The organism is Parapedobacter indicus, from assembly GCF_900113765.1.
GTDB lineage: Bacteria > Bacteroidota > Bacteroidia > Sphingobacteriales > Sphingobacteriaceae > Parapedobacter > Parapedobacter indicus.
This window is the reverse complement of the sequence record NZ_FOQO01000005.1, coordinates 62,539-87,965: the sequence shown is the minus strand read 5'-3', so window position 1 is coordinate 87,965 and position 25,427 is coordinate 62,539. Positions and strand designations below refer to the sequence as shown.

The 25,427-nt window shown below is 53.1% G+C and carries 14 protein-coding genes; all 14 read right to left on the bottom strand.

Annotation, left to right across the window (positions count from 1 at the left end; translation table 11 throughout):
• Positions 1-2: 2 nt before the first annotated feature.
• Positions 3-1,538: a sulfatase family protein gene (locus BMZ56_RS11360; RefSeq protein WP_090626719.1), complete on the bottom strand. Its 1,536-nt coding sequence runs from the start codon at positions 1,536-1,538 to the stop codon at positions 3-5.
• A 15-nt stretch (positions 1,539-1,553) separates the two neighbouring features.
• Positions 1,554-3,074 carry a sulfatase family protein gene (locus tag BMZ56_RS11355; RefSeq protein ID WP_218146543.1) on the bottom strand — a complete coding sequence of 507 codons (1,521 nt, stop codon included), beginning with the start codon at positions 3,072-3,074 and terminating at the stop codon, positions 1,554-1,556.
• 7 nt (positions 3,075-3,081) lie between these two features.
• Positions 3,082-4,476, bottom strand: coding sequence for a sulfatase (locus BMZ56_RS11350; RefSeq protein ID WP_177195132.1), 1,395 nt, complete (start codon positions 4,474-4,476; stop codon positions 3,082-3,084).
• 10 nt (positions 4,477-4,486) lie between these two features.
• Positions 4,487-5,941, bottom strand: a complete 1,455-nt coding sequence (locus BMZ56_RS11345; RefSeq protein WP_218146542.1) for an alkaline phosphatase D family protein — start codon at positions 5,939-5,941, stop codon at positions 4,487-4,489.
• A complete protein-coding gene (locus tag BMZ56_RS11340; RefSeq protein ID WP_090626715.1) occupies positions 5,931-7,520 on the bottom strand; it encodes a sulfatase family protein in 1,590 nt (529 codons plus the stop codon). Before BMZ56_RS11340 ends, BMZ56_RS11345 begins: the two co-directional genes overlap by 11 nt.
• A complete protein-coding gene (locus tag BMZ56_RS11335) occupies positions 7,517-10,084 on the bottom strand; it encodes a DUF4962 domain-containing protein (protein WP_177195131.1) in 2,568 nt (855 codons plus the stop codon). Before BMZ56_RS11335 ends, BMZ56_RS11340 begins: the two co-directional genes overlap by 4 nt.
• Positions 10,074-11,855, bottom strand: coding sequence for a DUF1961 family protein (locus tag BMZ56_RS11330; RefSeq protein ID WP_090626713.1), 1,782 nt, complete (start codon positions 11,853-11,855; stop codon positions 10,074-10,076). The genes BMZ56_RS11335 and BMZ56_RS11330 overlap by 11 nt, the downstream gene beginning before the upstream one ends.
• Positions 11,852-13,249 (bottom strand): hypothetical protein, encoded by a 1,398-nt coding sequence (locus BMZ56_RS11325; protein ID WP_090626712.1) that lies wholly within the window; start codon positions 13,247-13,249, stop codon positions 11,852-11,854. The genes BMZ56_RS11330 and BMZ56_RS11325 overlap by 4 nt, the downstream gene beginning before the upstream one ends.
• Positions 13,246-14,595 (bottom strand): sulfatase family protein, encoded by a 1,350-nt coding sequence (locus BMZ56_RS11320; RefSeq protein WP_090626711.1) that lies wholly within the window; start codon positions 14,593-14,595, stop codon positions 13,246-13,248. Before BMZ56_RS11320 ends, BMZ56_RS11325 begins: the two co-directional genes overlap by 4 nt.
• 10 nt (positions 14,596-14,605) lie before the next feature.
• Positions 14,606-18,307: a GH92 family glycosyl hydrolase gene (locus BMZ56_RS11315; protein ID WP_090626710.1), complete on the bottom strand. Its 3,702-nt coding sequence runs from the start codon at positions 18,305-18,307 to the stop codon at positions 14,606-14,608.
• Between the two features lie 116 nt (positions 18,308-18,423).
• Complete coding sequence (locus tag BMZ56_RS11310; RefSeq protein WP_177195130.1) at positions 18,424-20,049, bottom strand: RagB/SusD family nutrient uptake outer membrane protein; 1,626 nt, start codon at positions 20,047-20,049, stop codon at positions 18,424-18,426.
• Between the two features lie 69 nt (positions 20,050-20,118).
• Positions 20,119-23,316 (bottom strand): TonB-dependent receptor, encoded by a 3,198-nt coding sequence (locus BMZ56_RS11305; protein WP_177195129.1) that lies wholly within the window; start codon positions 23,314-23,316, stop codon positions 20,119-20,121.
• 185 nt (positions 23,317-23,501) lie between these two features.
• Positions 23,502-24,698 (bottom strand): FecR family protein, encoded by a 1,197-nt coding sequence (locus BMZ56_RS11300; protein ID WP_090626707.1) that lies wholly within the window; start codon positions 24,696-24,698, stop codon positions 23,502-23,504.
• Between the two features lie 108 nt (positions 24,699-24,806).
• Positions 24,807-25,394 (bottom strand): RNA polymerase sigma factor, encoded by a 588-nt coding sequence (locus BMZ56_RS11295; RefSeq protein WP_090626706.1) that lies wholly within the window; start codon positions 25,392-25,394, stop codon positions 24,807-24,809.
• Positions 25,395-25,427 lie beyond the last annotated feature (33 nt).

Sequence of the window (25,427 nt, the reverse complement as noted above, 5' to 3'; positions counted from 1 at the left end):
GTTTAATGTGTTTTGTGCATTCCTTTTATTTCGTCGAGTAACGCATGTAACTCCTTTACCTTATCCGGAAACTGTTGATAGCGGTTTGTGGTTTCCTGCGGATCCTTTTCAAGGTTGTACAGCTGCCCGGCAGGTCCGCCGGGAACGGGTTCTTCGCGTTGAGGTTCGGAAAAGCCGCCGGATCCGAGACCGTCTATCAGTTTCCACGGACCTTTGCGGATGGCGAGATAACCGTTTGAGGCCTGATGGACCACGGCGTGTTGACCGGGAATGTCGTCTGTCTCCCCCTTCAATACGGGCAAGATACTGTAACTGTCGGGCGCGGCATCTGTCGGCATTCTGGTCTGCAGGATGGCGGCACAGGTAGCCGAAAGGTTGGCCAATGTTGTCAGGGCATCACTCGTTGTACCCGGCTGTACGGCAGCGGGCCACCGCACGATAAAGGGGATGCGATGGCCGCCTTCCCAGGCATCGCCCTTCATTCCGCGATAGGGACCGGTTGCGCGGTGATGGAAACGTTCGGCAAATTGCGGCCGCCAGTAGGGACCGTTGTCGCTGGTAAAGACGACCAGTGTGTTTTTTGCAATGCCGAGGCTGTCGATTGCCCGTAATACGCGACCTACGGCATCGTCTACCATTTGTACATAATCACCATAATCCCCGGCATTGGAGGCCCCGCGCTGGTCACCGGTAGGTAACCACGGTGTATGGGGTGCGGGAAGGGGAAGGTACAGAAAAAACGGCTGCGGCTGCTTTGCTTGCTGTCCAATGTACTGCACGGCTTTGTCGGTAAACGTCGGCAATACGCGGTCAAATTCAAAAGAAGGGGCCATTTTCCCCGCGCGCCAAAAGGCACCGGTATATCCGGTATTCAGGTCGTTGCCCGGTGTGTGGGCGGTGGGAAGCTCAATCAGCGTATCCCGCTCAAGGTAACAGTACGGCTCCATGTCGAGCGAAGCCGGGAGTATAAAAGAATAATCGAATCCAAGGCTCAACGGCCCTCCGGCCGGCGGTTTGGTAAAGTCGATGTATTCGGGATTCATGTCTTTCAATAGCCCAAACTCGTTCATTTGCGGATTGCTGGGATCAAGCACGTCACGATGTGCCTCCTTGACCGCCCAATCCAGTCCCAGGTGCCATTTGCCGATGACGGCGGTGCGGTAGCCCTGTTGTTGGAGTAAGGTGCCTACCGTAAAACTGCCCTGTGGGATGATAGCGCGGCCATATCCCCGGAGTACGCCGACAGGTAAACGGCTTCGCCAGGCGTAAGTACCCGTCATAATCGCATAGCGGGTGGGCGTACACACCGACGTTGGGGCATGGGCATCCGTAAACCGCATTCCTTGCTTAGCTAGGGCGTCGATGTGGGGCGTGTTGATCCGGCCGTCAGGATTGTAGATGCTTACATCACCGTAACCCAAATCGTCAGCAAGAATGTACACAATATTGGGTTGGGCTGGCTGTGCCCTGATGGGTTGGACAACGGATCCAAGCCCGATTAAGCATAGCAGGGTGTTCTTGAAAACGAAGCTATTCATAAGAGCTGTTTGTAATTAATTCAAACGATTGTAATGGCTTATAAATTGTGCGTACACATTTTCCGGAATCGAGAGGTGGTCATCCGTCCGTTCCATATGTGCCCGGAGGCACGTCAGCAGTTGGAGCACCCTGCGTTCGTTTTCCCGTTGGAAGGCGAGATTAACTTTTTCCTGGGGGTCTTTCGTTATATGGTACAATTCGAGAAATATTTCATCGCCAAAAATATCAGCAATCAGCTTATAACCATCCTTCACCACTGCCCGCTGGAAATTACCCAGGGAACCGTTGCCGTCGTATTGCAGGAATATCGGTCGTGCCTTGTCCGGCTGCTCTTTACGTACCAACGGGAGCAGCGACTGGCCATCAAGGTCATCCGGAACGGGCACACCTGTATAATCCAATAAGGTAGGCAATACGTCTACCAGGCTCACCGGCTCATCAATGGCTGTACGGCCAACCGGAAAACCACTCGGAAACCGGATATACAACGGTACGCGCACGGACTCTTCATACATACAGTTTTTTTGCCAGAGCGAATGGCTGCCGAGCATCTCGCCATGGTCGGCGGTGAAAACAATGATGGCCTCATCGTACAGGCCTTCTTCTTTCAATGCTTGGACGATCCGGCCTACCTCATCGTCCAGCAGTTTGACCAATCCGAGGTATTTTGCCCAGGTATCCCGCCATTCATCGCGGGTGTACCGGGTGCCCAAAAATCCGGTGATGTTATACAATTGCAGGGGAGACTGACCGGGATACCACTGGCCGACATTGTCCGGCAAATCCACCTGTTGGCTGGAGATGGCAGAGAAATAAGGTTCGGGGATATGAAACGGTGGATGCGGAGCCAGAAACATGCAGTTGAGGAGGAACGGCTTGGTTTTGTCGCGCTGCCGGATGGCCCGCTGTGCTTCGTTGCTGAAATACCGGTCCGTAAAGTATCCGACGCCCGGCTTATAAGGTGCTGCAAATGGGGTTGAATAATACCGGGCACCGGTATGGTGTCCGGATACCTGTTCCGGAACCAATGCCTTGAAAATGCGTCCTCCGGGTTTGTCCACACCTTCCGATTTCATCCACTGCGCATACGTCTGCTGGGTAATCCATTTGGTTTGAGTTTCCGGATCCTTTTCAAGCGGGTCTTCGGTAAAAAGGTGTTGCTTGCCCACATGCCAGCTGTCCCAACTATCCTCCATGAGGGTATACAAGTTGGGGATGCCCGCACTTACGTACCCGAAATGGGCATCTTGCGGCGCCCACGGATTGATCAGCGAATGTGTGCGGTTGGGATACAGTCCGGTGAAGAAAGAGGCCCTCGAAGGCGCACAGAGCGGTGAAGCAGCATACGTGGTAGTAAACGTAACACCTTCTTGCACAAGTGCCGAAATATTCGGTGTCATTTCGCCGATGACATCGGCCCGCAACTGGTCGGCCATGATGACAATAATCGGCGGGGAAGCTTTCTGCTGTCCGGCTGACCGGGCAGCGAAAAGCATGCACCCCACGAGTAGAAAGGATAAAGAACCGTACTTCATGGTTTTGCTATTGGTAACGCGTTAATAATTCGGGATTCACTTTTCGGAAATAGGCCGTCATTTCGGCGGCTAATTCCTTGACTTTTCCGGGGTTTTCACCGGCAATGTTGTGGGTTTCACCCCGGTCTTCCTTGAGGTTGTACAATTCCACCTTGCCGGATTTCCAGAATTTCAACAGTTTGTAGTCGCCATCGATCACCGCCGAATGGGGATACCCGTTGTTATAGCGGTGGAAAACGAGTGCGTTGTTTGTGCGCGCAACGGGTTTGCCCGTTTCGCCCGAGAGCAGGCTCACGAAGCTGCCGCCATCGGTGTCCAGGCTACCGGAAGCCGGGTTTTCACCGGCCAGCTCGGCAAACGTAGCTAGCAGGTCCCAACCGACAATTGGGACGTCACATTGGCTACCGGCCTCAACACCGGGGCCCATGACCAGGAACGGCACCCGTATCCCCCCTTCGTAGAGTGTCCATTTTCCGCCGCGAAGGGGATAATTCCGCATCGGCTTGGTAAACTGCGACGGATGGTCCAGCCGGTTCCGCACGGCAGGCATGAATTCGGTGGCGCCATTATCGGCCATGAAAAAGACATAGGTGTTTTGGGCAATACCCAGCCGTTCGAGGGTATCCAAGACGGCCCCGATGCTGCGGTCGAGGTCATCCAGCATACCTGCGAACGCGGGGTCGTCATGCTTCTTTCCCCTAGGTTTCTTCTGGTATTTTTCATACGACCCGGCAGTCGTCTGCTTCTCTACGTGTGTGGCATAGTGCGAGATTTGCAGGAAAAAGGGAACTCCGGCTTTTGCCTGGCGTGTCATGAAGTTGGTCGACCGTGCCGCGAGTGTATTCGCCCGCTTCGGATCGCTCGTGATGAAATAATCGGTCCACTTGTCTGTTCCCTCGATGGCAAAGTTGCCGTTTTTGTTGCCGGTATCGCCGTCACTTTCGTCATAGCCCGCATCTTCGGGGGAAAATCCGGCACGCATATCCCACTTGCCGAAATGGGCCGTCTGATAGCGGCCGTTGATGCCTTTGAGCACTTGGGGCAAGGTTGGATAGTTCCCTGCCGTTGGCTGGTAATTCGTTCCAAACGACTCATCTCCCTGCCGGGCAGGTGTGTGGCCGAAGAGGATGCTTCGCCTGGAAGGCGAACAGATGGACGCGGGGGCATAAGCCTGGGAGAAGCGCATGCCTGCGGCAGCTAGCCGATCCAGGTTGGGGGTTTCGTGGTAATCACTGGCCGACTGCGGGTCGGATTTATCCATCCGCGAGGAGAGCGAGGACCAACCGAGGTCGTCGGCTAAAATGAATACGATATTAGGTGCTGTAGGTTGTTGTGCGCATAGTCCTTTTGCAACTCCGGTTAATAGTGTGGATACCACTAAAAAAAGGGCTGTCCGGATCATGATTGATGATTTATGAGTAAGCATAGTGTGTATGAGTATTGACGATGTTGCCATCCACATCGTAATGATTGAATTGAATGCACGGATTTTCGTCTTTCCGGAATACGCGGACCTGTAGGAATCCGCCTTTGACGCGCAGGAAACGGTGTTCCGGCCGCACATCGCCCGGTTTCCACCCCTGTGCATGGAAGTCGCTGACCGGGCCGGATCCGAACTCCAGCAGGCCTGTTTCAAGGTCTTCGGAGAAGTACTGCCAATGCCGGTCGCCGCTGACGACAAATAGCTGGTCCACCGTCGATAGGTACTGCCGCAACCAGGCTCCCTCCGTATGGAAGTTTTTATTGGCGTGGTTGTCTTTTTTGGTGTCCCGATCGGGGCCAACGATCGGTGTGGGTGAGATCAGTAACTTGAATGTCGCGGTGGAGGCGGCTATGGTCTCCTTAAACCACGCCAGTTGCTCATCGCCCCAGATGGTTTTGCCGGGGCCGTCGGGTACGTCGTTGTTTGACCGGTATTCACGCGCTTCGATGAGCCAGAGTTGTAGGTCTTTGCCCCACTGATAGGTCCGGTAGGGTTTCCCACGGAGCGCCACCTGTTCGTTCCATACCTTCAGACCGTCCGCATAAGAGAGCTCGCCGTAGGGTTGCGCCGTAGGGTCGACATCGTTTTTTAGCAGGTCGTGGTCGTCTTTGAGCATGTAGATGGGCACCTCACGGCAGAAATCACGGATAGCCGGCCTTGAATTCATGGCGTGCCATTTGTGCCGTGCCTTTTCCCGAGTCGTAGCCAGCGGCCCGGGTTTATCATAATAGACATAGTCGCCCGTGTGGACGTAACAATCCGGCCGCAGCCGACGCATGCTGTCGTACACTTTAAATCCCCGGTCATTGTCATCGTAACTCCAGAGGTACTGGCAGGTGCAGGCCACCAAATTCACTGCGGCGGGCGTTCGCGGGTCCGGTGCCGTACGGAACGAAACGCTGGCATAGGCGGATGTTCCATTCATTGACGTACGTGCTTCGATTTCCACGCGGTAATTGGTGCCGCTTTTCAGGTTGTCTATTGGTATTTTCACGGTATAATCGTCGTCCGCTGCGGCTGTGTGCCAATCCGAACGGAACGTTTGTATACGACCGTTAAAGAGCGTAATCCGCACAAATCCCGCCGCACCGGCAACGGCACCGTCCATGTTGCCCACCGGCTGGTTTTCATCGAAATCGATGGGATGCCTGAATACCTCTTCCCGCCGGCTATGGCGGATGGGACCGGGTGTTTCCTGGCTGCATAATCGGGTCCAAAATAGGGCCGACCGGTCGGTGACTTCGGAAATTTTAAATCCGGTTGTAAAATAAACCGGGAGCGAAATCGATGCGGCGATATCCTCGAAAACGGGGAGCGCCATCATGCCAAGCCCTGTTTTCTTCAGGAAGTTTCTTCGGCTCTCTGTGCGCATGTTATTCCTCATGATGTTGTTCCTTATTTTGATAAGCGGGGTTATATGCCCCCTGTTCGCGGAAACCGGGGAAGGGGCGCATCCTGCCAAACCGCGGATAGCTGTCAAATACGTCGCTTCCCGAAATCATCCGCGGATCCCCCTGCTCGATCAGGAGTTGTTCGAGTTGGATACGGAGCCCAGCCAGCACGTCGGCATAGCGGTTATCCGCTACCAGGTTTGCCACGCAGGCCGGGTCTTCGCGGATCGCGTACAATTCTTCGGCGGCCTGCTTAGCAGTAGCCAAACCGTATTGCGTCGGCCACCGGTAGCGGTTGGTGAGCAGGAGTTCTTTTGTGGGCGAATCGTCGATATCCTCAAAGCCCAACACGATCGGTTTCATACCGGTACCGTCAGCCTCACCGCTGGGGTTTTCCGGAGGTGGGTCGCCCATGGGCCACCGGTCGGGTTTAAGGTTGCGTATATACAGGTAATCGGCGGTACGGATTGCCCGGGCGGGATAACCGAGGTTGTCCGGACGGGCGTGCGTATGCCGCTCCCTTCCGGTCAGTGCAAACCGGCTGGCTGTATCGGGTACATTGCCGCTTACGAGGGGGATAAGACTTTTTCCCGTGATTGCGGGCAGCGGCTCCGCAGCGGCCCATTCGAGGATGGTGGGTGCCAGGTCAATGAGGCTCACCGGCGCATCGACCAAGCGTTGCCCCGTGATACCCGGACCGCAAATGGCCAGGGGTACGTGGATGCCATACTCATGCAGACTGGCCTTGGCATGGGGAAAGGCCATGCCGTTGTCGGCCGTTACGACGATGATCGTGTTTTCCAGCTCTCCCCTGCGCGCCAACATGTCGAGCATTTTCTTGAGATGCTGATCAAACCAGCTGATTTCCAATGCATAGTCCAATAAGTCGGTCCGTATGGTATCGTGGTCGGGCAGGAACGGGGGGACGTCCATTCCCGCCGGGTCCAAGCCCTGGCGAAGGCCCGATCCGTATTCATATACCCGGTGTGGCTCGTGGCAGCCAAACCAAAAGAAAAAAGGCTGTCCTTCAGGTTTTTCCTCCAGGAAGCGTTCGAAATTGGCCGCGTAGTTTGTGGGATTGATCCCGCTGGTAGGCACACTGGTATATTTTTCGTTGTTATATTCTGGTCCCACGGGATTCTGCTTCCACCCGGCATCGCGCCAGTTGCCGGGCCCCCAGGCTTTGCCCGTATAGCCGGTAGCATAGCCGACCGAGGCCAGCGCATCGGTAAACACGGGGAATTTCTTAGGGAAATAGCTGCTGTGCGTACCTGCTTCTTCCAACTGCCAGATGTTGCGGCCGGTAAGGATGACTGCTCTGGAAGGGCTGCATTGGGGTGCGGCGACAAATGCGTTGCTGAACAGGACGCCATGTGCCGCCACGCTGTCAAACGCGGGGGTTTTAAACTGCGGCAGGCCATAGGCCGAAGCATGCGGAAAAGACTGGTCATCGGCGATGGCAAACAGGATGTTTGGGGGACGCTGAGACTTCGTTTTATCGGGTTGCTGGACACAGCCACCCCAAGCGATCAAGGATCCAATCAGTACGTTATAGATTAAGAACTTGTTCATTTTTTCTTGTTTTTGCTGTCGATTAGTAAACGTTGCTGCATGGCGTAGGGTAATTCATCCGAAGCCTCCACATAGCGGATATGACTGCTGAGCATTTCAGCTAGTTTTGCGCTGTTCTCACGTTGACCGAAGGTTTTCCCTGCTAGCGAGATCTGCGCGGCGTGCGTGGAAAAGGCCGTTGTGCCCGAACGGTTCGTGACGGATAAGCCCGGTGAACGTGCGGTGTCCAATTGCGCACGGATGTCCCAATTACCTAAAGAAACGGTCAGCACACCATCATGGTACGCCTCTTCAGCCGCTTCGATGTTGACCGTAGGGCCTACCTGAAAGACGGCAAGGAAACGTGTGGAGCGGATCTTGGCAACGTTGATCGCTTTGAGGTGCCATTGTTCATCGTCATAACGTTTCAGTTCCCCGAACTGATTGAGGCTTCCGCGCCAATTTTCTGCGCGTACTTCAAACGTATCGGCCAAACTCCAGGACACCGCCGAAGGTGTCCACAGCTTACCTGCGCCGGAGAATCCCTCGAAGCGGGAAGAAAAACGGTTGGTTGCCGTATCGATGTGAATTTTGGCCATGCTATGGAGCAGCCACGACCAGCTCGCGGGATGGTCGGCCTCCAGCTCGTCATACACCACGATGATATCGGGCTTCAGCAAGAGCAGGTGCCGGTGGAATTTCTTCAGCCCGTAGTCTTCACCGGTTTCGGCACTGCTGTACGCGGCAGACGCATCTCCCATCACATAGGCCATTTCTTCCCCTTGCAGGAACCGGGGCATCCAGCCGTAGGCCTCCACACTATAGGGTTGGCCGGCACCGTCGATCAAGAGGCTATTGTTGCTTTTGGTGTGCTGATACCAGCCTGTGCGGTGCGGATCCTTCATCGTTACCTTATAGCCCGTGCGGAAGAACGCACGTTTGCCGCCGTACAAGATGTTGAACGCATTTTGATCCGAAAGGAAATGCCCATACGAACCGAAGGGGCTCGACCGCATCGCCACCATGAGGTTTTCAGGAGTATTGCCCGGATTGGAATGCAATGCTGCGAGGCCAATTTCCCGGAAGATCTTTCCGGTTTCTAGTTCGGCGGCAGCAGCCGAGCTGGCGCTGTCAGCGTCTTCCGTCCGGGCTAGCCGGATCCACCGCAGGGACCGATCGGTCGCGATGTCCGGATTTTCGTATTGTCGGCACAGTTCCACATACCGCGCGGCTTTGGGATTTCCGGTCAGCCTGGCGAGCATGTCTGCATAAGCAATATACGCCACGCCCGGCGAAAAGACCTCCTCGGTATTGTCTCCAAACCCGTCCGCGGAGGATCCTGGGGGAACATGGTATAAGAGCCAGTCGATGGTATGCGTATACCAGGGATGCGTGTTGATGAAATCAAAACCGGTATACTGCTTGATGGTCAGGGGAATATCGATGAGTGTCGCCATGTTCATCCGGAAATACGATGCCCCTTCAATCCATCCACCATCCACGCCACCCAATATGGGTGCGCGGGCAAGGAATAGTTCATAGGCATATTCCAGCCATTGGGCAGCTTCCGGAACATCCCCATATACAGCGATGCCGGTCTGAAAAAAATAATGCAGGATGTGCTGCCACACGTGGCCGCTCAATATTTTTGCCTCCACATCGTTCCGCCAGCTGATGTAAAAGCTGCTGGCACGTTCGGTGATTGATCGAAGCATGAGCGCCCGGTCCGCGCTGGTCAGCGATCCGTGAAAGGTATCGAATACGAGCGCGAGGGCCAACATGCAGCGTGCATCGCTGAAGTCGCTGATCCGGGATACCCCTTTGGGGTCCCACGTGGCAATTTCCCGGGCAATGCGTATCGCATGGACGCGGTACCGGCTGTCGCCGGTGAGGAGGTAAGCCTGGCACAGCGGTAGCGTGGTGCCATAGGCGAACTCACCCAATCGCTTGCTGGCATCCTGCTCCTGTTTGCGGTTCCGCTCGGCGTCGTCGTGCCGCCTTTTCGGCAGGCCATCGCGCTCCGTCAGGATGGGCTGCTTCAGGGCCATTTCCGCTTCCCGGATAATGGCCTGCACATCACCGTCAGCAGCGAGGGACCGGATGTGGGTCGTATCTGCCCCTTCTGCGAGTAAACGCGGATGAACTGCCGGTATACCATCGAGGAACCGGTTTGCGGGTGGTGACACCAAGGGGATGGCGGAGGGTGTGATTTGAAAAGTCTGCAAAGCAGACCACGTTTTTCCGGAGACCCGGTACTGCCAGTACCAGATTCCCTCGGGAAGGCGCTGGTGCGGATTGAACAGCGCCCAGGGAATGTTTTCGCGGTGTAGCGTCTGTTCGTTTGGAAACAAGGAATCGGGTGACAGGCGTACGTCATAGCGCACGGATTTCCCCTTTTCCGCAGGCCAGCGGAGGACAGGCGTATTGAATTGCGCCGCAATGCCGGCCGTCGGCTCAGCGGCCGAAAGGTACCGTGAATAGACGGCATCTGGATACGACACCGGCTGTGTGCGTGGAGCCCCGCATTGGATGAGAATTGCTGCGGCCACGCCCGCGAACAAACGGATCAGTTGCTTAGGAATCATGGCTTGTACGGTTTTGATGGGTGAGTTGCCAAACCCGGAAGTTCCGGTAGCGGAAGTGTGACCATTGCATCTGGCGGAAACCGATCTTACCTGCACCGAGGACCGGACCTTGTGTATTCCCATCGTCTGTCCAGTCAATGATTTTACGGCCATCGATAAAAAAGCAGATACGGCCCAGATCTTTGACCAGCTTGATGTGGTGAACGGCAGGAGATGTCTTTGGGATGCCCTCCGGTCCGGTCTGTACGAGCGCGAAGCCACTGTTCTTGCGTAAGTGGGCAAATTCGCGCGTCGGATTCTTGGGATTATTCGCGTAGTAGGAAATGTGGTAGCTGTTGATCTGATCTTTTGTATAATACTTGAATGTACCCTCGCGGGGCGGAAGCGCGGAGTCGAAGAGGTCTTCGCCGTTTCTTCCGGCGGCTGCAAAGAATGTAATCAACAGGCCGGCCTCGGTGTGGAGGTTTTGCACTTCCCATTCGGCTATGAAACTACCCGGAAAGGTTTGGGGGCACCAAAACACGTGGTGCCATTGCTGTTGTTCGGCATAGAGTTCCATCCATCCGTTCTTAAATTCCAGTTTACCGGGTCCTTCCATGACCCATCCGCGGACAGCGGCCGGGTCTGACAACGTGTTTTCGTAAAGCAGTTCCCCTTTTTCATAGGTCACGGCAGGACCGGATTCTTCAAGCAGCCGAATAATTTCACATCCCGCTAGCAAAAACGCCCCAGTCCCATACGATTCCCAGTTTTCTTCGGAAAACGCTTTGGGTTCAATACCCGGCGGCTGCACAAAGCCCAGCCGTCCTTCCGCGTTGATGTGGCTACTCAACCCGGCCCAAGCCTTCTTGACGACCGGTAGGTAGGTGTCGGCGTCGAGTAAGCCGGTGCGGATCCCCCAGGCAAACGCATAGCAAAAGAGCGCGGTGCTGCTGCATTCCGGCTCCGGGAATGCATCGTAGTCCAACAGGTTTGCCCGCCAGAGGCCGTCGGCTCCCTGGCGCGCGCGGATGGACGCGGCCATCTCCACAAATTGCTTTTCGAATCGGGGGCGGCCATTAAAATCGGAGGGTAGTTCACTTCCTATGCGCGCGATCGCTGCCAACACCCAGCCGTTGCCGCGGCTCCAAAAAACTTTCGCACCATTGGGACTTTTGGCATCGAAGAACCGGTCGTCGCGGTAAAAGAGGTTTTCCGGTTGGGCATAGAGATATTCCGATGTTTTCCACCAATGTTCGGTCAGGTAATCGAGGTATTTTTCATCACCAGTCAACCGGTAGTACTTTGCAAAGGCAGGCGGAGCCATGAAAAGCGCGTCGCACCACGACCACCATTCTCTGCGGTACGGGTTGTCCGTAAACTGCACATCGGCTTTGGGTCGGCGGGCTAAGTGTGCATCCAGCATCCATTTGCTGTGCTGGATACGTTGGCTGTCGGGTTGGTGCCGGAAGAGGTCCAGGTAAGTCTGTACCACCATCAAGCGGTCGGCATCGTAGACATCAGACATTCCCTGCCAGTGGTGGCTGGACGCGATGTTGCAAAGGTAATCGTCGTAAATGGAATCGCGTGTGGTATCATAGAGCGCCATTAAACCCGCGTACCACGTTCCTTCGTGCCAGTCGAGCTTCGGATATTTGGCCGGTTGCTGCATCTGCCACTGTGCCGTTTTGTTCATCAGGTTGCGTATGTTGTCTTTTTGCCAACCATCCTGCGCACTGACGGTCTGTATGGCGATACTAAAAAATAATAGCGTAATAATCAATCTAATCATGGTAGTAACGTATGAATGTCAGCAATAAACACCTGTCGCCTTCCTCCGGGAGCTCCGTTGAAGCAAATCTGGGTATAGTCCCTGTTCCAGGCGGGGTGAGGGTCCAGCTTATGGTGGCTTCCGCCGGTTATGCGATCGGGAGGTAAATATTGATTGCTTCCGCCACCCACGTCCGTCGGTAGGGTGCAGATAATCGTTTCGGTGTCGTATTTTAGGTCAATGAGCCGAAGGGGGATTTCCCCGCTCTCAGGCACCACATAGGTCTGTTTCGGATAGGCATCCGCGAGCAGGTATCGCGAACCCGGGTGCATAGTGGGATGGCCGCTGCCGAGGTGTTTTTCGGAGAGTACCGTAAACTGGTCGCCCCTGTAATCAAAAGCGCAAAACAGCATGTCTTGGTAACCCAGCCAGGTTGGGATGCAGTTCATAATAATCCGTTCCCCGTCGGGATGCCAGTTCGGGTGATTGCCGGAGCCCCCCAATCGGGCGCGCTGGTTCCACTTTTCGGCGGACAAGCACTGTATCAGCTCCTTTCCGTTCGTGTTCATGGTAAACAGGGAAGCGTTGCGGCCCTCGCCGTCGACCTGCGCACGGAAAACCTGCAAAATACGGGTATTCTGCCGGTTGAATTTGGAATGGAAGAGGTAACCGATGCTGCGGTTGTACCGCTGGCGATCATTTTCGGCCACGGCGTCGAAAAATTGATCCATGGTGGCCAGCAGTGTCGTCTCGTTTCGTTCCAGGTCGGTTTTCCACAATCCTTCGCGATGCATGTCTTCCGGCCGGAAGGGCTGGGGCTTGCCCGGAGGAGGATCGGGCACCGCATAGCCGTATTGGTGGATGTTCATGTTCAGGAGGTTCGGACTGATTACCGATTTATCGTCCGGCGCAATGTCGTATTTTGCCCCTGAGAACGCCTTGATGTCGCCGGTTATCAGGTCGATGCGTACACAGACCGGTATACCGTTGATGACGTCGTTGGTATACAGGTACCGGTCGGTGGCGTGGCCCCACTGCACATTTGCACCCACCTGGAAAGACCAAGCTTTGGTCTGGTAAACCGTACGTATGGCTCGTTTTTCCAAATCGACCACACAAACAGCTGCGGTATCCCCCCAAACCGGCTTTTTACGTTGATAGGGTAGCTTGGTGAGCGCGAGGTACCGTCCGGATGGGCTCCAGGGGCATACATCGTAAAAGGTATGCACGTAATAACCATCATCCGGTGTTACCTGCATAACCGGCGCGGCGGTTTGTCCACTCCGGAATGGGCGGAAATCAAACGGCTTCCAATTTTCTTTATCTTTCGGGCTGTGAAAAGCCCAGACGCCCGGTAGCGTCAATACGGCGGTAAATCCCACCGTTGTTTGGTATATAAATTCCTTTCGGGTCATTTGTTGCGTAGTTTTGCCCCGTTCATTTCCATTTCGTTCAGCAAGGGATCATTCTGCGATTTCATCCAGTCGACCAACAGCTGATACATTTCCGTTACGGTGCTGTTCAGCGCTTCGTCATGTGCACGGTTAACCAATTCGTACGGATCTTGGGACAGATCGTACAACTCAATGAGCGGACGGTTCCGGTAATAATGGGCACGTTGGATGGCATTGGCATCGCCACTCGACAGCCACGAATCAAGCACCCGCTTGGCATCGATGACCGCCCGTTCGTCCGGTTCGTCCATCGCCTTCAAGGAAAAGCGATTACCTGAGCGCAGGTTTACGATCAGTTTGTAACGATCGCTTACGACCGTCCGTATGGGGTATTCATTGGCGCCTTGCACGCCCAAATTTGTATAACAGCCATATACAGCGTGATGCAGGGATGTTGCCTGGCCCTTCAGGACGGGGGTAAGGGACTTGCCGTCCAGCGGTTGGGGAGTAACGCCTGCCATATCGAGTAACGTGGGGAGGATATCGACCATGCTCACGAGCGCATCGGAAACGGTACCCGGTTGCACCACGCCGGGCCATTTGACAATGAGTGGGATGCGTATGCCTTGTTCGTAAAGTGTCCACTTGGCGAATGGGAAGGCTGGGCCGTGATCGCTGAGGTATAGCTGGATACTGTTTTCATGGAGACCCAGCCGCTCCAGCCAAAACAGTATGGATCCGATTTCCTGATCGGCCAATGTCACGTGATCGTAATAAGCCGCGGTATATTGCGTGGTTTCCGGCGTATTGGCCAGCCATCGCTTTGGGGTGATTTTACCATGGCCTCCTTTCAGGTTAAAGTAGGGCTGATGCGGCGCATTAAGTGATACAATCAGGCAGAATGGCCGCACGTGCTCGCCGCTTAGGTAAGCCGGAATCTGATGCCGCTCCATATACGTGAATGGAAACGCTTCTTTTGGCTTAATATGTTCTTTTCCAGCCAATATCACCTCGTATCCGGCAGCAGCGAGGTAATGGGGCAGCGACCTGATACCCTCGAATACCGATCCATGGTTGCGGGAGCATCCGTTGTGGTGGGGATACAAGCCCGTAAACAACGCCGAACGGGACGGTGCGCACACCGAAACGGGCGTATAGGCCCGGGTAAACACCATGCCCTCCCGCGCGAGCTGATCTATTGCGGGCGTTATCACCTCGGTGTTTCCGTAGCATCCTGCATCTTCCTGCCCATGGTCGTCTGAAAGGAAAACTACGATGTTCGGTTTTGGTTGTGCGTACGTATCCAAGGAAACAGTGAATGCCCACACCGCGAAGAAGAGAACCGAATAGCTAATCCTTCGTATCATCGCTTATGGTTTATTGCTTGGTTTCGATGGCGGACATCGAGGGTGGTACTAATTCGGGCAATGCCCCAAACTGTTTGTTAGGGGCATCCCCCATGTCCAACCGGAGCGTTCCGCCTTTTACCATCACGTCATGGGGTATCCACGCCCGATCCAATGGGTTACCATTTAACGTGGCGGACTGGATATAACAGTTTTTCGGACTATTATGACGGGTTTCGATGACGAATTTCTTGCCGGGGTAATAGTCTGGATTGAGGCGGAGCGTTATTTTGTCGAATATGGGGCTGCCGATCTCGTATATCGGCGTGGTCGACACACCGCCGTCGGTTGTAAAAAGTCCGATCTTGAAAAGTACAGCCAACGCGCCCATCAGCCCTTGATCTTCATCGCCGCTGTACCCGTAGTCGGGGGATATACCGCTGTACACCTCCTTGACGACCTGCCTTGTCCAGTATTGGGTAAGGTATGGCGTGCCGGCATAATTGAACAGGAAAGCGGTGTGTATACTGGGCTGGTTGCCATAGTTAAGGTAGACCTCCCTGTTTTGGGCGTGTGTTTCTACGGAGTGTGATTTGCCCGATGTGAAATGATGGGACTGGGCCACTTGGAATACGCTGTCGAGCTTTCCGCTGAATCTATCAGCACCTCCCATCAGGTTGATCAGCCCGGCAACGTCGTGGGGTACAAACCACGTGTATTGCGCGGCATTGCCTTCTACCCATCCGTTTTCATAGGTGAGGACATTGGCGGGCGAACGCCATCGACCGGTGCTGTCCTTTACCCACATCCAGCCCAATTCGTTGTTCCATAGATTTTTGTAGTTTTCTGCGCGTCGGCGGAATAATTGCGCGTCGTCCGTCTTGCCCAGCGCATGCGCCAACTGCGACAGCGCGAAGTCCTGGTAGGCATATTCCAGGGTCTGTGCCGCACCGTTTTGATGATAGCCGTACCGGATATTGCTGAGCGGATAAGGCACATAGCCCTTATCGATGTACTGCTCGATGCCACCGCCTTTGAACGTATCGTGTTCATAACCCGCTTTGCTCATCAACCCGCCCGGCAGGTGGTTTTTACGCAGGCCTTCGTATGCTTTCTTCACGTCGAAACCGTGGATACCTTTCATGTATGCGCTTACGATAAACGGGGTGGATGAGGCACCGGTCATGACGAACGTGTAATTGCCCCCGGCCGGTCCGCGTGGAATCAACCCGCCATCGTCATACATCAGCAGCATGGAGTTGACAAACGAATGGGTGACCTCCGGATAGACCAGGTGCCACAGTGTATTGATGGTCCATTGGGCACCCCAGAAGGAATCCGAGTTGTGGTGGTTAAACGTGGGTTTACCCTTTTCATCAAGTGGTATCTGGCCAATCCTTGGGCTTGACCCGGTCATGTCGCAGTATTTGCCGTTCACATCGCTGATGATCCGTCTTCCTTGCAAGGCATGCCACAGGTCGGTATAAAATCGTTGGCGCTCTTCGAGAGTACCCCCTTCTACGGTTATCCGGCTGAGCCATTGGTTCCATTCCCCCCTCGATTCACGCACCACCCGGTCAAAGTCCCAATGGGGCAGCTCGACATCAAGATTGAGGCGTGCTTGTTCCACGCTGACGTAGGAGATGGCGACCTTTAGTTGCACCTCCTCGTCCTGCGCGGTCGGAAAGCTGATAAAAATACCGGTGTGTTCGCCATCCACCTCCTCGATGCCGTTTATGAGTTCCCCGTTCTGCCAGCCTGAAAATTGCTGGAAAGGCTTGTCGATCCTGGCGGTAAAGTAAACCGTTACGGGTTTAGGGCGGCGTACGGTTGCGCCCATGACGGCATAGCCTTCGATTTCCCGATCATTGACCTTTCGGGCATAGCCCCTGTCCGTCTTTGAGGGACCTAATGCCGTCGTGAAGTCAAAGAGAATGTGGCTTTCGCGGGATTTGGGAAAGGTATAGCGGTGGAATCCGACCCGTGTGGTGGACGTCAGTTCTGCCGTGATCCCGTAGTCATCCAATACAATTTTGTGATAACCTGGCCTGACGATTTCCTGTTGATGCGTGTAGGCCGATCCATACACATGCGGGCCCAGATGCCCCCGAAATGGCCCTGTTGTGGGCAATACCGGAATGCCCGACAGCTGCCAGCCGTGTACGTGGCTGAAACAGCGGATGGTATCCTGGTGATATCGGTAGCCGGTTCCCCAGTCGCCGTCTACTTCCATATCGGGACTTAGGTTGACCATTCCGAAGGGCCGCGTTGCGGAGTTGAAAAAGAACCAACGGGAATTGGCTGCATCGACCAGCGGTTGTACGAGGTCAACGGGAGCAGCGAGTTCCTTGATTTTGATGTTTTTGAAATAGGCTAAATCGCCGTGGTCCTGAAGGAGGATATGGCCCGAGAGGGCCTGCCCGAAATCAGGCACTTCGTGAAACTTGCTTTTCGCGACCAAGGCCTTGAAGGCGGCTGACCCGCGATCATACTCCACGACTTTGATGTGGTTAAGCCAATGCTCCACATGGTTGCCGTTTACGACAATCTTGGCCCTGTTCCATTTTCCCGGTTTGTTTATCCGCTTGTTTTTCCCCGGCTCGCTTAAGTTTCCGGCAGTGATCAGGTCATAGAGTGATCCTGCCGTGCGGTTTCCGTCTACGCCGTTCTTGGCATCGGGATGCCGTTCGTCGTCGAGGATTTGATATTCCGGACCGAGGCCCGTTCCCGGCCGTTGCCGGAGTTCCTCAACCACCAGGTATTTGATCCCACTGTTGCCCCCTTCGGTGATCAGGAAATCCAGTTCGAGTTCGAAATTGGAAAATTCGCGGTCGGTAACGATATCGCCACCTTTGTTAGGGTCTCCTTTTTCCGATGGCAGGACCTTCAGCAGGCCGTTTTCAATTTGCCATCCCGTAGGGGGAAAGTCCTTGGCACTTGCCCTTCGCCATCCTGCCGTGGTTTTACCGTCCCAAAGCAAGCGCCATCCTTCGTCGATTTGGCGTTTGGTCAGCTGGTTGGTGAGATAGCTTACTTCTTCTACGTCGTTATCCGGTTTCCAGCAATCGGCGGCGAGGTCTTCGGTTTTGATCCGGATGTTACGCCACTGGACCGTCAGTCCTTCCTGGCTTTTCTGTTTGATGCCATGCACCTGCAGGGCAATAAACCCTTCGGGCGTTAGATCGATGATGAGGTTGGCGCACTGTACTCCGTTGACCCATGTCCGGATGGTATTACCCACGGCTTCGATGTGATAACGGTTCCATTCGCCGTTTTTAAAGGCACTTCTGCCTTTCTCGTTGATAGATAGCGGATACAACCATCCTTGGCGTGCTTCGTCGTAGATGCCTCCGCTCCATGCACGTTCGGCCGGATCGATCTCCACTTGATAGCCGTGCACACGGCCGTTGTCTACTTCAGGGAGGCTCAGGCTCCGGACCTGTATCCCCGAGTTGAGGCCAACGTCAATCTTTACATCCATTTCGAGGATGAAATCCGCATACGTTTCTTTGGTGCAGAGAAACGTATTGGGGGTGTTCAGCTGCGAAATACCGACAATGGTGCCGTCACGTATTTCATAGCTTGCCGTTCCGTTTTTCTTTTCCCATCCATCGAAGTTCTGGCCATTGAATAGCGCTTGCCACCCTTTTTGGGCAAACGAGGGTTGACAGCAGCAAACGAAGATTGCACTTACTAAGCCAGCCAGAAATCCATCCATTTTTAATCGCATCATTCATCCATTTTAGTTTGCCGGTTGCCCGACGGTAAGCACGGCTTCGCCTGCTGGCGGAATCCATCGGATTGTCACCAACCGGCGAAGCCGGCACTGATATGTTGGTTTATTGCGTGTTAATAGCCCGGATTTTGCGAAACGGTGTTCGATGAACGCTCGATTTGCGACAACGGTATCGGCCGTAGCAAGTGAAAATCCTTAATCGTATTGGCTTCCGAAGCCCGTTCGTTGTACAGTTTCACCCGTTCGATGAGCTTTCCTGTCCGCTTCAATTCGGTCCACCTGGGTTCCTCGCCGCAGAGTTCCCGCGCCCGCTCGTCAAGAATGTCGTCTAGGGTTACCGAAGAAAGCTCCATGGCATCTTTCATCCCCGGAGCACCCGCCCGCCGGCGCACCGCGTTGATGTGTTCGAGGGCCTTGGGTTCATTCCCGGCCTTGAGATACGCCTCTGCGGCAATGAGGTGGGTTTCTGCCAAACGGAATACAAACAGGTCACGGGTTCCTTTGTCGTCGCCGTACGGTAAGCCGGCCTCGAAGAATTTCCACAGGGGCGGGAACTGATTTTGTTTTGCTACGTTCATGTAGTATTCGTCGTAGTTGACGACGAGGTAATCTGCGGCGGCCATCCGTTCAACAGTCCAGGGTTGGTCCCATTTCGGGAAGTAGAGCACGGTATCTCCTACTTTTACATCGCCTTTATCCACGGTAGCGTAGAAAATCCGAAGAAAGGTGATATCGTACCGTGTATCCATATCCGTATCATAGAGGCTTGATAGGTATCTCGTGGGAACGTAGGTTGCTTGCTGCCGATTGTACGTGCTCGACCGATCCATGCCGATCAGTCCATCCACTCCCTGACCAAAGAGCGAGTGGGCGTCGTTGCCATCGCCATTTAATACCGTATTGACGCTGTATTGTACCGCAAATAGAATTTCATTGTTTTCTTCATTTCCCTGCTGAAAGACCTCACCGAAGGTATCAAGCAGCTGATACTGGCCGGAATTGATGACATCGGTGGCAATACTGGCCGCCTTCGCGAAATCATCAGATCCAGCAAAATCGCGGTATCCACGGGTCAGGTATACCTTCGCGAGCAGATGTTGCGCTGCACCTTTTGTAACCCGGCCGTATTCTTCCTGCGCGGGTGGAAGGGCGGGGATGGCTTCTTCGAGGTCCTTAATAATCTGTTCATAAACTTGTGCTTCTGGTATCCGTTCGGCGGTAGTCACCACTTCGGTAATTTCGGTAAGTGGCAATGGAATATCGCCAAATTGCTGGACCAGGTAAAAATAATAGAGGGCTCTCAGGAATTTGATTTCAGAAACCCGGATCGTTTTGATCGCGTCATCCATGGATACCTCCGGCGCACGATCAAGTGCGGTATTGGCGCGGGCGATTGCTGCATATAAAAAGGTCCAATAAACGGCCGAATTTCCATCCTGGGGATTGATAGCCTGTGCCGAATATTCGTTAAACTGGTTTAGCCCACCCAAGGCCGGGTCGCCGGGTCGCGTAAAGATATCGGTACCCAGTAGTGTCAAGCCTCGTAGCTTGTGAATTTCCCTCAACGGGCTATAGGCCGATTTTACGAGATCTTCATACCCCTGCTCGTCTACATAATAGTTGTCGGTCGTGCGGTCCGAGATAAGCTCCTCCTCCAAAAAGCCATTGCAGGAAACCGCGGTTAAGATTACCCAGGCCATGAGTGCAATGCCGGATATATTTTTTATAATCGATTTCATATAATTTTTCTTTAACGGCTCTATCGTTAACTGTAAAGAGTCCGTAGTTAGTTCTTCCATCTCCGGTTATCAAAAAGATATGTTTGCTCCAAACAGATAGGTGGCTGAGCTTATTCCCATATTAAACGTATTTTGCCCGCTCCACTCCGGATCAAACCCTGCATAGTCGGTAAATATCAACGGATTGTTGGCCGTCAGGTATAACCGTAATCCCGACATCTTCAGGCGTGACAGGATGTTTGGCGAAAACGAATATCCCAATGTAATATTCTGTACGCGCACGAAGGAAGCATCCACATAGGCTTTCAGCTCTTCGCGTCCCCTGCCGCCGGTGTTGTTGGGTGCAGGCCACTCATTGGAAGGATTTGTCTCCGTCCAGTAATTTACGTTGAGCTTGTTATACCGACCGTTCCATTCCCTTGCGAAATTGGAGTGATGGAACGGGCTGTAAATCATGGAGCCCTGCCGTGAATACAGCATGAACGAGAAATCTACTCCTTTATAGGCGAAGGTGTTCGTCATGCCACCGATCCACTTGGGAAGCGGACTCCCGATAATCTGCCGGTCTACTTCTGTAATCTGCCCATCTTCATTCAGGTCTTTTACCTTTACGTGGCCCGGCTCTGCACCGTATTTAGCAGCCTCTTCGGCCTCGTCGAGCTGCCATATCCCGTCGAAGACTTCAGCATAATGTACTTGTATGGGTTGGCCGATGAACCATTTATTTCCGATGTCATCCTTCTGGTCTCCGTAGAGTTCAACGATTTCGTTGTGGTTTTTGGCAAACGTAAGCGTCGTTTTCCACGAGAAATTGCTGGTGTGGATGTTTACGGTATTAAGCGCTACTTCTACGCCCTTATTAGCGGTAGAACCGACGTTGGCGGTAATCGCGCCAAAACCTGTGTGCTGAGGAAGTGCCCGGCTAAGGATGAGGTCTTCGGTTTTCCTGCTGTAGATATCCACCGATCCGGAAATCCGGTTCTTTAAGAATCCGAAATCGATACCGAGGTTTATTTCCTTACTTTTTTCCCAGCCCAGCGATTTGTTGGCAATGGCGCCGGGTGCAAAGCCGAGGGCGGCATCGCCTCCCCAATCGTACAACGTCTGCAAGATAGAAGCTTGGGTCGAATACGGAGCAACGGCATCGTTGCCCACCACACCGTAGCTTAATCGAAGCTTGAGATTGGAAAGCGGTTTGACATCCCGAAGGAACTCTTCTTCGCTTACGCGCCAAGCGATCGCTGCTGAAGGGAAGAAAGCCCACTTGTGACCTGCGGCCAGCTTTGATGAACCATCGGCCCGTCCGGTAAGCGTCAATTGGTATTTATCGTTGAAGGAATAGTTGAACCTTCCCATATACGAGAGCAACGCCCATTCAGTCAGGTAGCTGGAAACCCCTTCGATATTGCCGGCAGAACCCGTATTATACCAAAAGGAGTCGTACGGCAAGTCCAATACATCCTGCGCCGCGCCCTCACCCCGGCTCGAGACGATGCTATTGGCCAGTATGCCACCGAAGGAATGGGATTTGACCGATTTGTTATAAGAAAGTACGTTGTCTAATGTGTAAGAAAAATTTAACTGGTTGCTGTATCCACCACTTCCATTCCGGGTTCCCGTATTCGCTTTGGAATATTTTCCGGCGAAATTTCCGCTGCGTACACTCTCGAAGTAAGGCGAAATGGTTGACCGGAACGATAGCCCATCCAATAAATTCACCTCAACAAAGAGGTTGCCGAAAACCCGGAAATTTCTGGTTTCATTTTTTACGTTCAACGGATCGAATAGCGGGTTGGGAGTTTGACTGTCGCTGGTGGTCGGCCAGAAAAGCAGCTCGCCGTTCTCGTCATAGGCGTCGCCCGTCGGCCGCAGCCGATACGCACCCCGAAGGGCTTCGTTCGATCCCTGATCTTGTATGCCATAAGACACATACGTGGATGTGCCGGCGTTGATCCAGCTGTTTATTTTTCCGTCGATATTCGATTTTAATGTAAACCGGCTAAATTCTTCGGCGGGAACATTTCCCTCTTCCTTTAGGTAACCTGCCGAAAAGAAATGCCGGGAACTTTCATTTCCCCCCGAAAGGGAGATATTGTGGCTTGATTGCATGCCATTTTGCAACAGTAGATCGATCCAATCCGTATAGACGCCATTTTCGATGTTTTGCTTTTCCTTGTCGTCGAAATACCGGGTGCCTCCATTTTTTAAAATTTCGTTGAAATTCGCGACAAATTGCGGGCCGTCCATCATATCAGGCAGGTTCGTGGGCGTCTTCATGCCAACATAGCCATCGTATGCGATCCGGTTTTTCCCGGGTGCCCCTTGCCGGGTGGTTACGATGATTACACCGTTTGATCCCCTCGATCCGTAGATGGCTGTTGCCGAGGCGTCCTTCAGGACATCAATTTTCTCGATATCAGCCGGATTCAATGAGCTCAGCGACCCCCCCATTACACCGTCGATGACCACGAGGGGCGCATTGCCCTTGCCGATGGAGTTCAATCCCCGTATCTCGATGCTGTAATCGTCTCCTGGCTTTCCGTTTACTTTGAGCAAGTTAACACCGGCCACCTGCCCTTGTATGGCTCCGGCTGCCTGTATGTTGGCCGTGCGCACGATGGCATCGCGATCGACAGATCCGATTGCTCCGGTCACGTCGCTCTTTTTTACGCTTCCATAACCGATCACCACCACCTCATCGAGGTCGCTGAGGGAAGGGGATAGCGAAACATTAAGGTTGTTGGAAGTGCCGATGGAATGTTCCTGGGGCTCGAAACCTACCAAGGTAAAGACCAGGGTCGTGGCCTGTTGGGGGACTGATAGGCTAAATCGCCCGGCACGATCGGTGGTTGTTACGGAATGGGTCCCTTTGGCCGCAACGGTGACACCCTCCAGTGGCTGGTTTTGATGGTCCGTTACACGGCCCGAGATTTCACGTTGCAGAATTTCTGTATCAGGCACCGGGGTACTTATTTTTTTCCGGTGTATCAGCACCGTTGTGTTTTCAATCTCATAGGTGAGCGGTTGCCCGGAAAAACAAGCTTCCAGTACTTCATTTAAGGAAGCATTCCTGAAGTGGAGGTCGACCGTTTTGGTTCCTTGTAGGTGTGTGCTATTGTACAGAAAGTCGTAACCGGTCTGTTGCTGAATTTGGTCCAATACAGATGCGATTGAAGCCTGTTTGACGTTGATAGTCACTTTTTGTGCATAGCTTTTTGCACCTGCTTGCAGGATGGTAACGATCAGCAATACAGCGACTAATTTCATGGTTAGCAACAATTTGAATAGATATCGCCGAGGCCGGCGAAATGCAATAGATTTTTTATACATTTGACAAAATGTTTGGTTAATAATTGATTATGTACTCAACGAATTAGTTCAATACCAGCATTTGTGCCGGGTGCGCCGCGAACGCCTCCGGCTTTTTTCTGGTCATTGCGATGCAGGTATACCTACTTCATGACGACCACCCTCCTTTCCCTGATTTCAAAGTGTATAGGGGCGAGTTTCTCCAGATGGCTGAAGAGCTGCGCCACATTTTTTGAACGTTGGAATGTTCCGGAAAACCGGTCGTCGAATTGTCCTTCATACTCTACCGCTTCAATATCGTACCAGCGAGATATTTTTTCTATGATATCTTCGATGGATTCGTTGTCAAAGCGGAAATAACCGTTTTTCCAGGCGATTGCCGATCGGACGTCTGCTGCGGACCGGTGAATGGCTCCGGTAGCTTCGTCGACTACGGCCTGTTGTCCGGGTTTTAGCGTGATGTTATTTCCATTTTTGGAGACATTGACCGATCCTTCCACCAGTGTGGTTGTCGTCTGTTTTTCATCCACGTAAGCAGATACATTGAAATGTGTGCCGAGCACCTGTATCGTGCTGCCGTTGGCATCCAGGAAAAAGGGTTTTGAAGCATCGTGCGCTACTTCGAAATAGGCTTCTCCGCTGATCGATACCGTTCTTTTATCATGCGGGAACACGACCGGATAGCGAATGGAAGACCCGGTGTTTAACCATACCTTGGTCCCATCGGGTAGCAGGATCCGGTACGTACTGCCCTTGGGTGTGCTAAACGTATTGTATTTCAGCGTATTGCTTTGATTGCTGTTGTCGACGGTTTTATAGAAAACGCTGCCATCTTCGGTCTTTGTGATTTCAATACCCGATTCCTGGGCTAAAATTCCGTTTGCCGCATCATCCAGCAGAATGGTACTGCCATCCGCCAAGGTAAGTATTGCCTGATTTCGATCAGGCAGCAGGATGCTATCCCTCGTTGTGTTGCTTTGAAGGTTGGCCCTGTCCAACTGTTTGCCGTTGTATAACCAACTACCCACAGCGATTGCTGCGACAAGAACCGCCGCAACCTTTACGAATGAAAACAGGAAGTGTTTTTTGGTTGGCCTGATCGGTGAAGGGGTTAGCTGCCGTTCCTGAATTTCGGCGAGAAGCTGATCATATACATGCTTTTGGCGATCAGGTTCAAATGCAGTTTGTTCGTTAGCCGTTTGCAATGCCTCGTCAATAGCCGAAGAAACAAAAGAAGTGTCCGTGGTATCCAGATATTCCAGCAACTCGTGACAGTCCTTGCGTGTGATGGTGTTGTCAACGTATTTCTTTAGCAAAAGCTGCAAGCGGTTTTCGTTCATTGTCCTATCGGCAAATAAATTGGCTCCTCGTAATGGAGGTTATATAAAGAGAACACAGATAAGTACGGGTAGGACTAGTTGAAACAGAATTTTTTTTTTGCGGCGGTGTCAGCTTGCCAGCAAGCTGTAAAAAGTAAGTGCCAGAAGATAGGTGTAGCCCGATTGATGCAGCGAATTTTTCAATGTTTTCAGGGCCTGCACCATGTGATTTTTCACCGTATTGGGTGATAAGCCCAATTTCTCGGCAATTTCGTGGTGGGAGAGGCCTTCTTCCCTGCTGAGTTTGTATATCCGTTGTTGCTGTTTGGGGAGACAGGCGATCAGGCGTTGGGCCTGTTGTTCCAATTCGACCGCCATAAGCTGCTCTTCGGGTGGGCGACCGGCCACCTCCATACCATTCATCAATTGCTCAAACAGTACGGGGGATTTACGGATTTCCCTTAGTTTATTCAAGCATAGTCGTTTGGTTATTACATACAGGTACAGCCATAGGTTGCCCTGATCATCCAACCCTTCCCGATTAAGCCATAGCTTCAGGAATACATCCTGCACGATTTCTTCACTCCAGGAAGCATCTTTTAGGAAACGGAAGGCCAACTGGTATACCTGTCCGCTGTGAATGTCATAGATCATGCGGAAGGCAGCTTCGTCGCCAGCCATCAAATGCCGGATAGTTGAGGAATCAACAGAAGACATGGTATAAGTTTATAATTGTATTAACCAATTACA

Bases quoted from the DNA above. Each gene is read 5' to 3' on its own strand.
- BMZ56_RS11330 (WP_090626713.1), bottom strand. From the start codon at position 11,855: ATGATTAGATTGATTATTACGCTATTATTTTTTAGTATCGCCATACAG.
- BMZ56_RS11295 (WP_090626706.1), bottom strand. From the start codon at position 25,394: ATGTCTTCTGTTGATTCCTCAACTATCCGGCATTTGATGGCTGGCGAC.
- BMZ56_RS11325 (WP_090626712.1), bottom strand. From the start codon at position 13,249: ATGACCCGAAAGGAATTTATATACCAAACAACGGTGGGATTTACCGCC.
- BMZ56_RS11300 (WP_090626707.1), bottom strand. From the start codon at position 24,698: ATGAACGAAAACCGCTTGCAGCTTTTGCTAAAGAAATACGTTGACAAC.
- BMZ56_RS11345 (WP_218146542.1), bottom strand. From the start codon at position 5,941: ATGAGGAATAACATGCGCACAGAGAGCCGAAGAAACTTCCTGAAGAAA.
- BMZ56_RS11305 (WP_177195129.1), bottom strand. From the start codon at position 23,316: ATGAAATTAGTCGCTGTATTGCTGATCGTTACCATCCTGCAAGCAGGT.
- BMZ56_RS11355 (WP_218146543.1), bottom strand. From the start codon at position 3,074: ATGAAGTACGGTTCTTTATCCTTTCTACTCGTGGGGTGCATGCTTTTC.
- BMZ56_RS11335 (WP_177195131.1), bottom strand. From the start codon at position 10,084: ATGATTCCTAAGCAACTGATCCGTTTGTTCGCGGGCGTGGCCGCAGCA.
- BMZ56_RS11360 (WP_090626719.1), bottom strand. From the start codon at position 1,538: ATGAATAGCTTCGTTTTCAAGAACACCCTGCTATGCTTAATCGGGCTT.
- BMZ56_RS11340 (WP_090626715.1), bottom strand. From the start codon at position 7,520: ATGAACAAGTTCTTAATCTATAACGTACTGATTGGATCCTTGATCGCT.
- BMZ56_RS11310 (WP_177195130.1), bottom strand. From the start codon at position 20,049: ATGAAATCGATTATAAAAAATATATCCGGCATTGCACTCATGGCCTGG.
- BMZ56_RS11320 (WP_090626711.1), bottom strand. From the start codon at position 14,595: ATGATACGAAGGATTAGCTATTCGGTTCTCTTCTTCGCGGTGTGGGCA.
- BMZ56_RS11350 (WP_177195132.1), bottom strand. From the start codon at position 4,476: ATGATCCGGACAGCCCTTTTTTTAGTGGTATCCACACTATTAACCGGA.
- BMZ56_RS11315 (WP_090626710.1), bottom strand. From the start codon at position 18,307: ATGATGCGATTAAAAATGGATGGATTTCTGGCTGGCTTAGTAAGTGCA.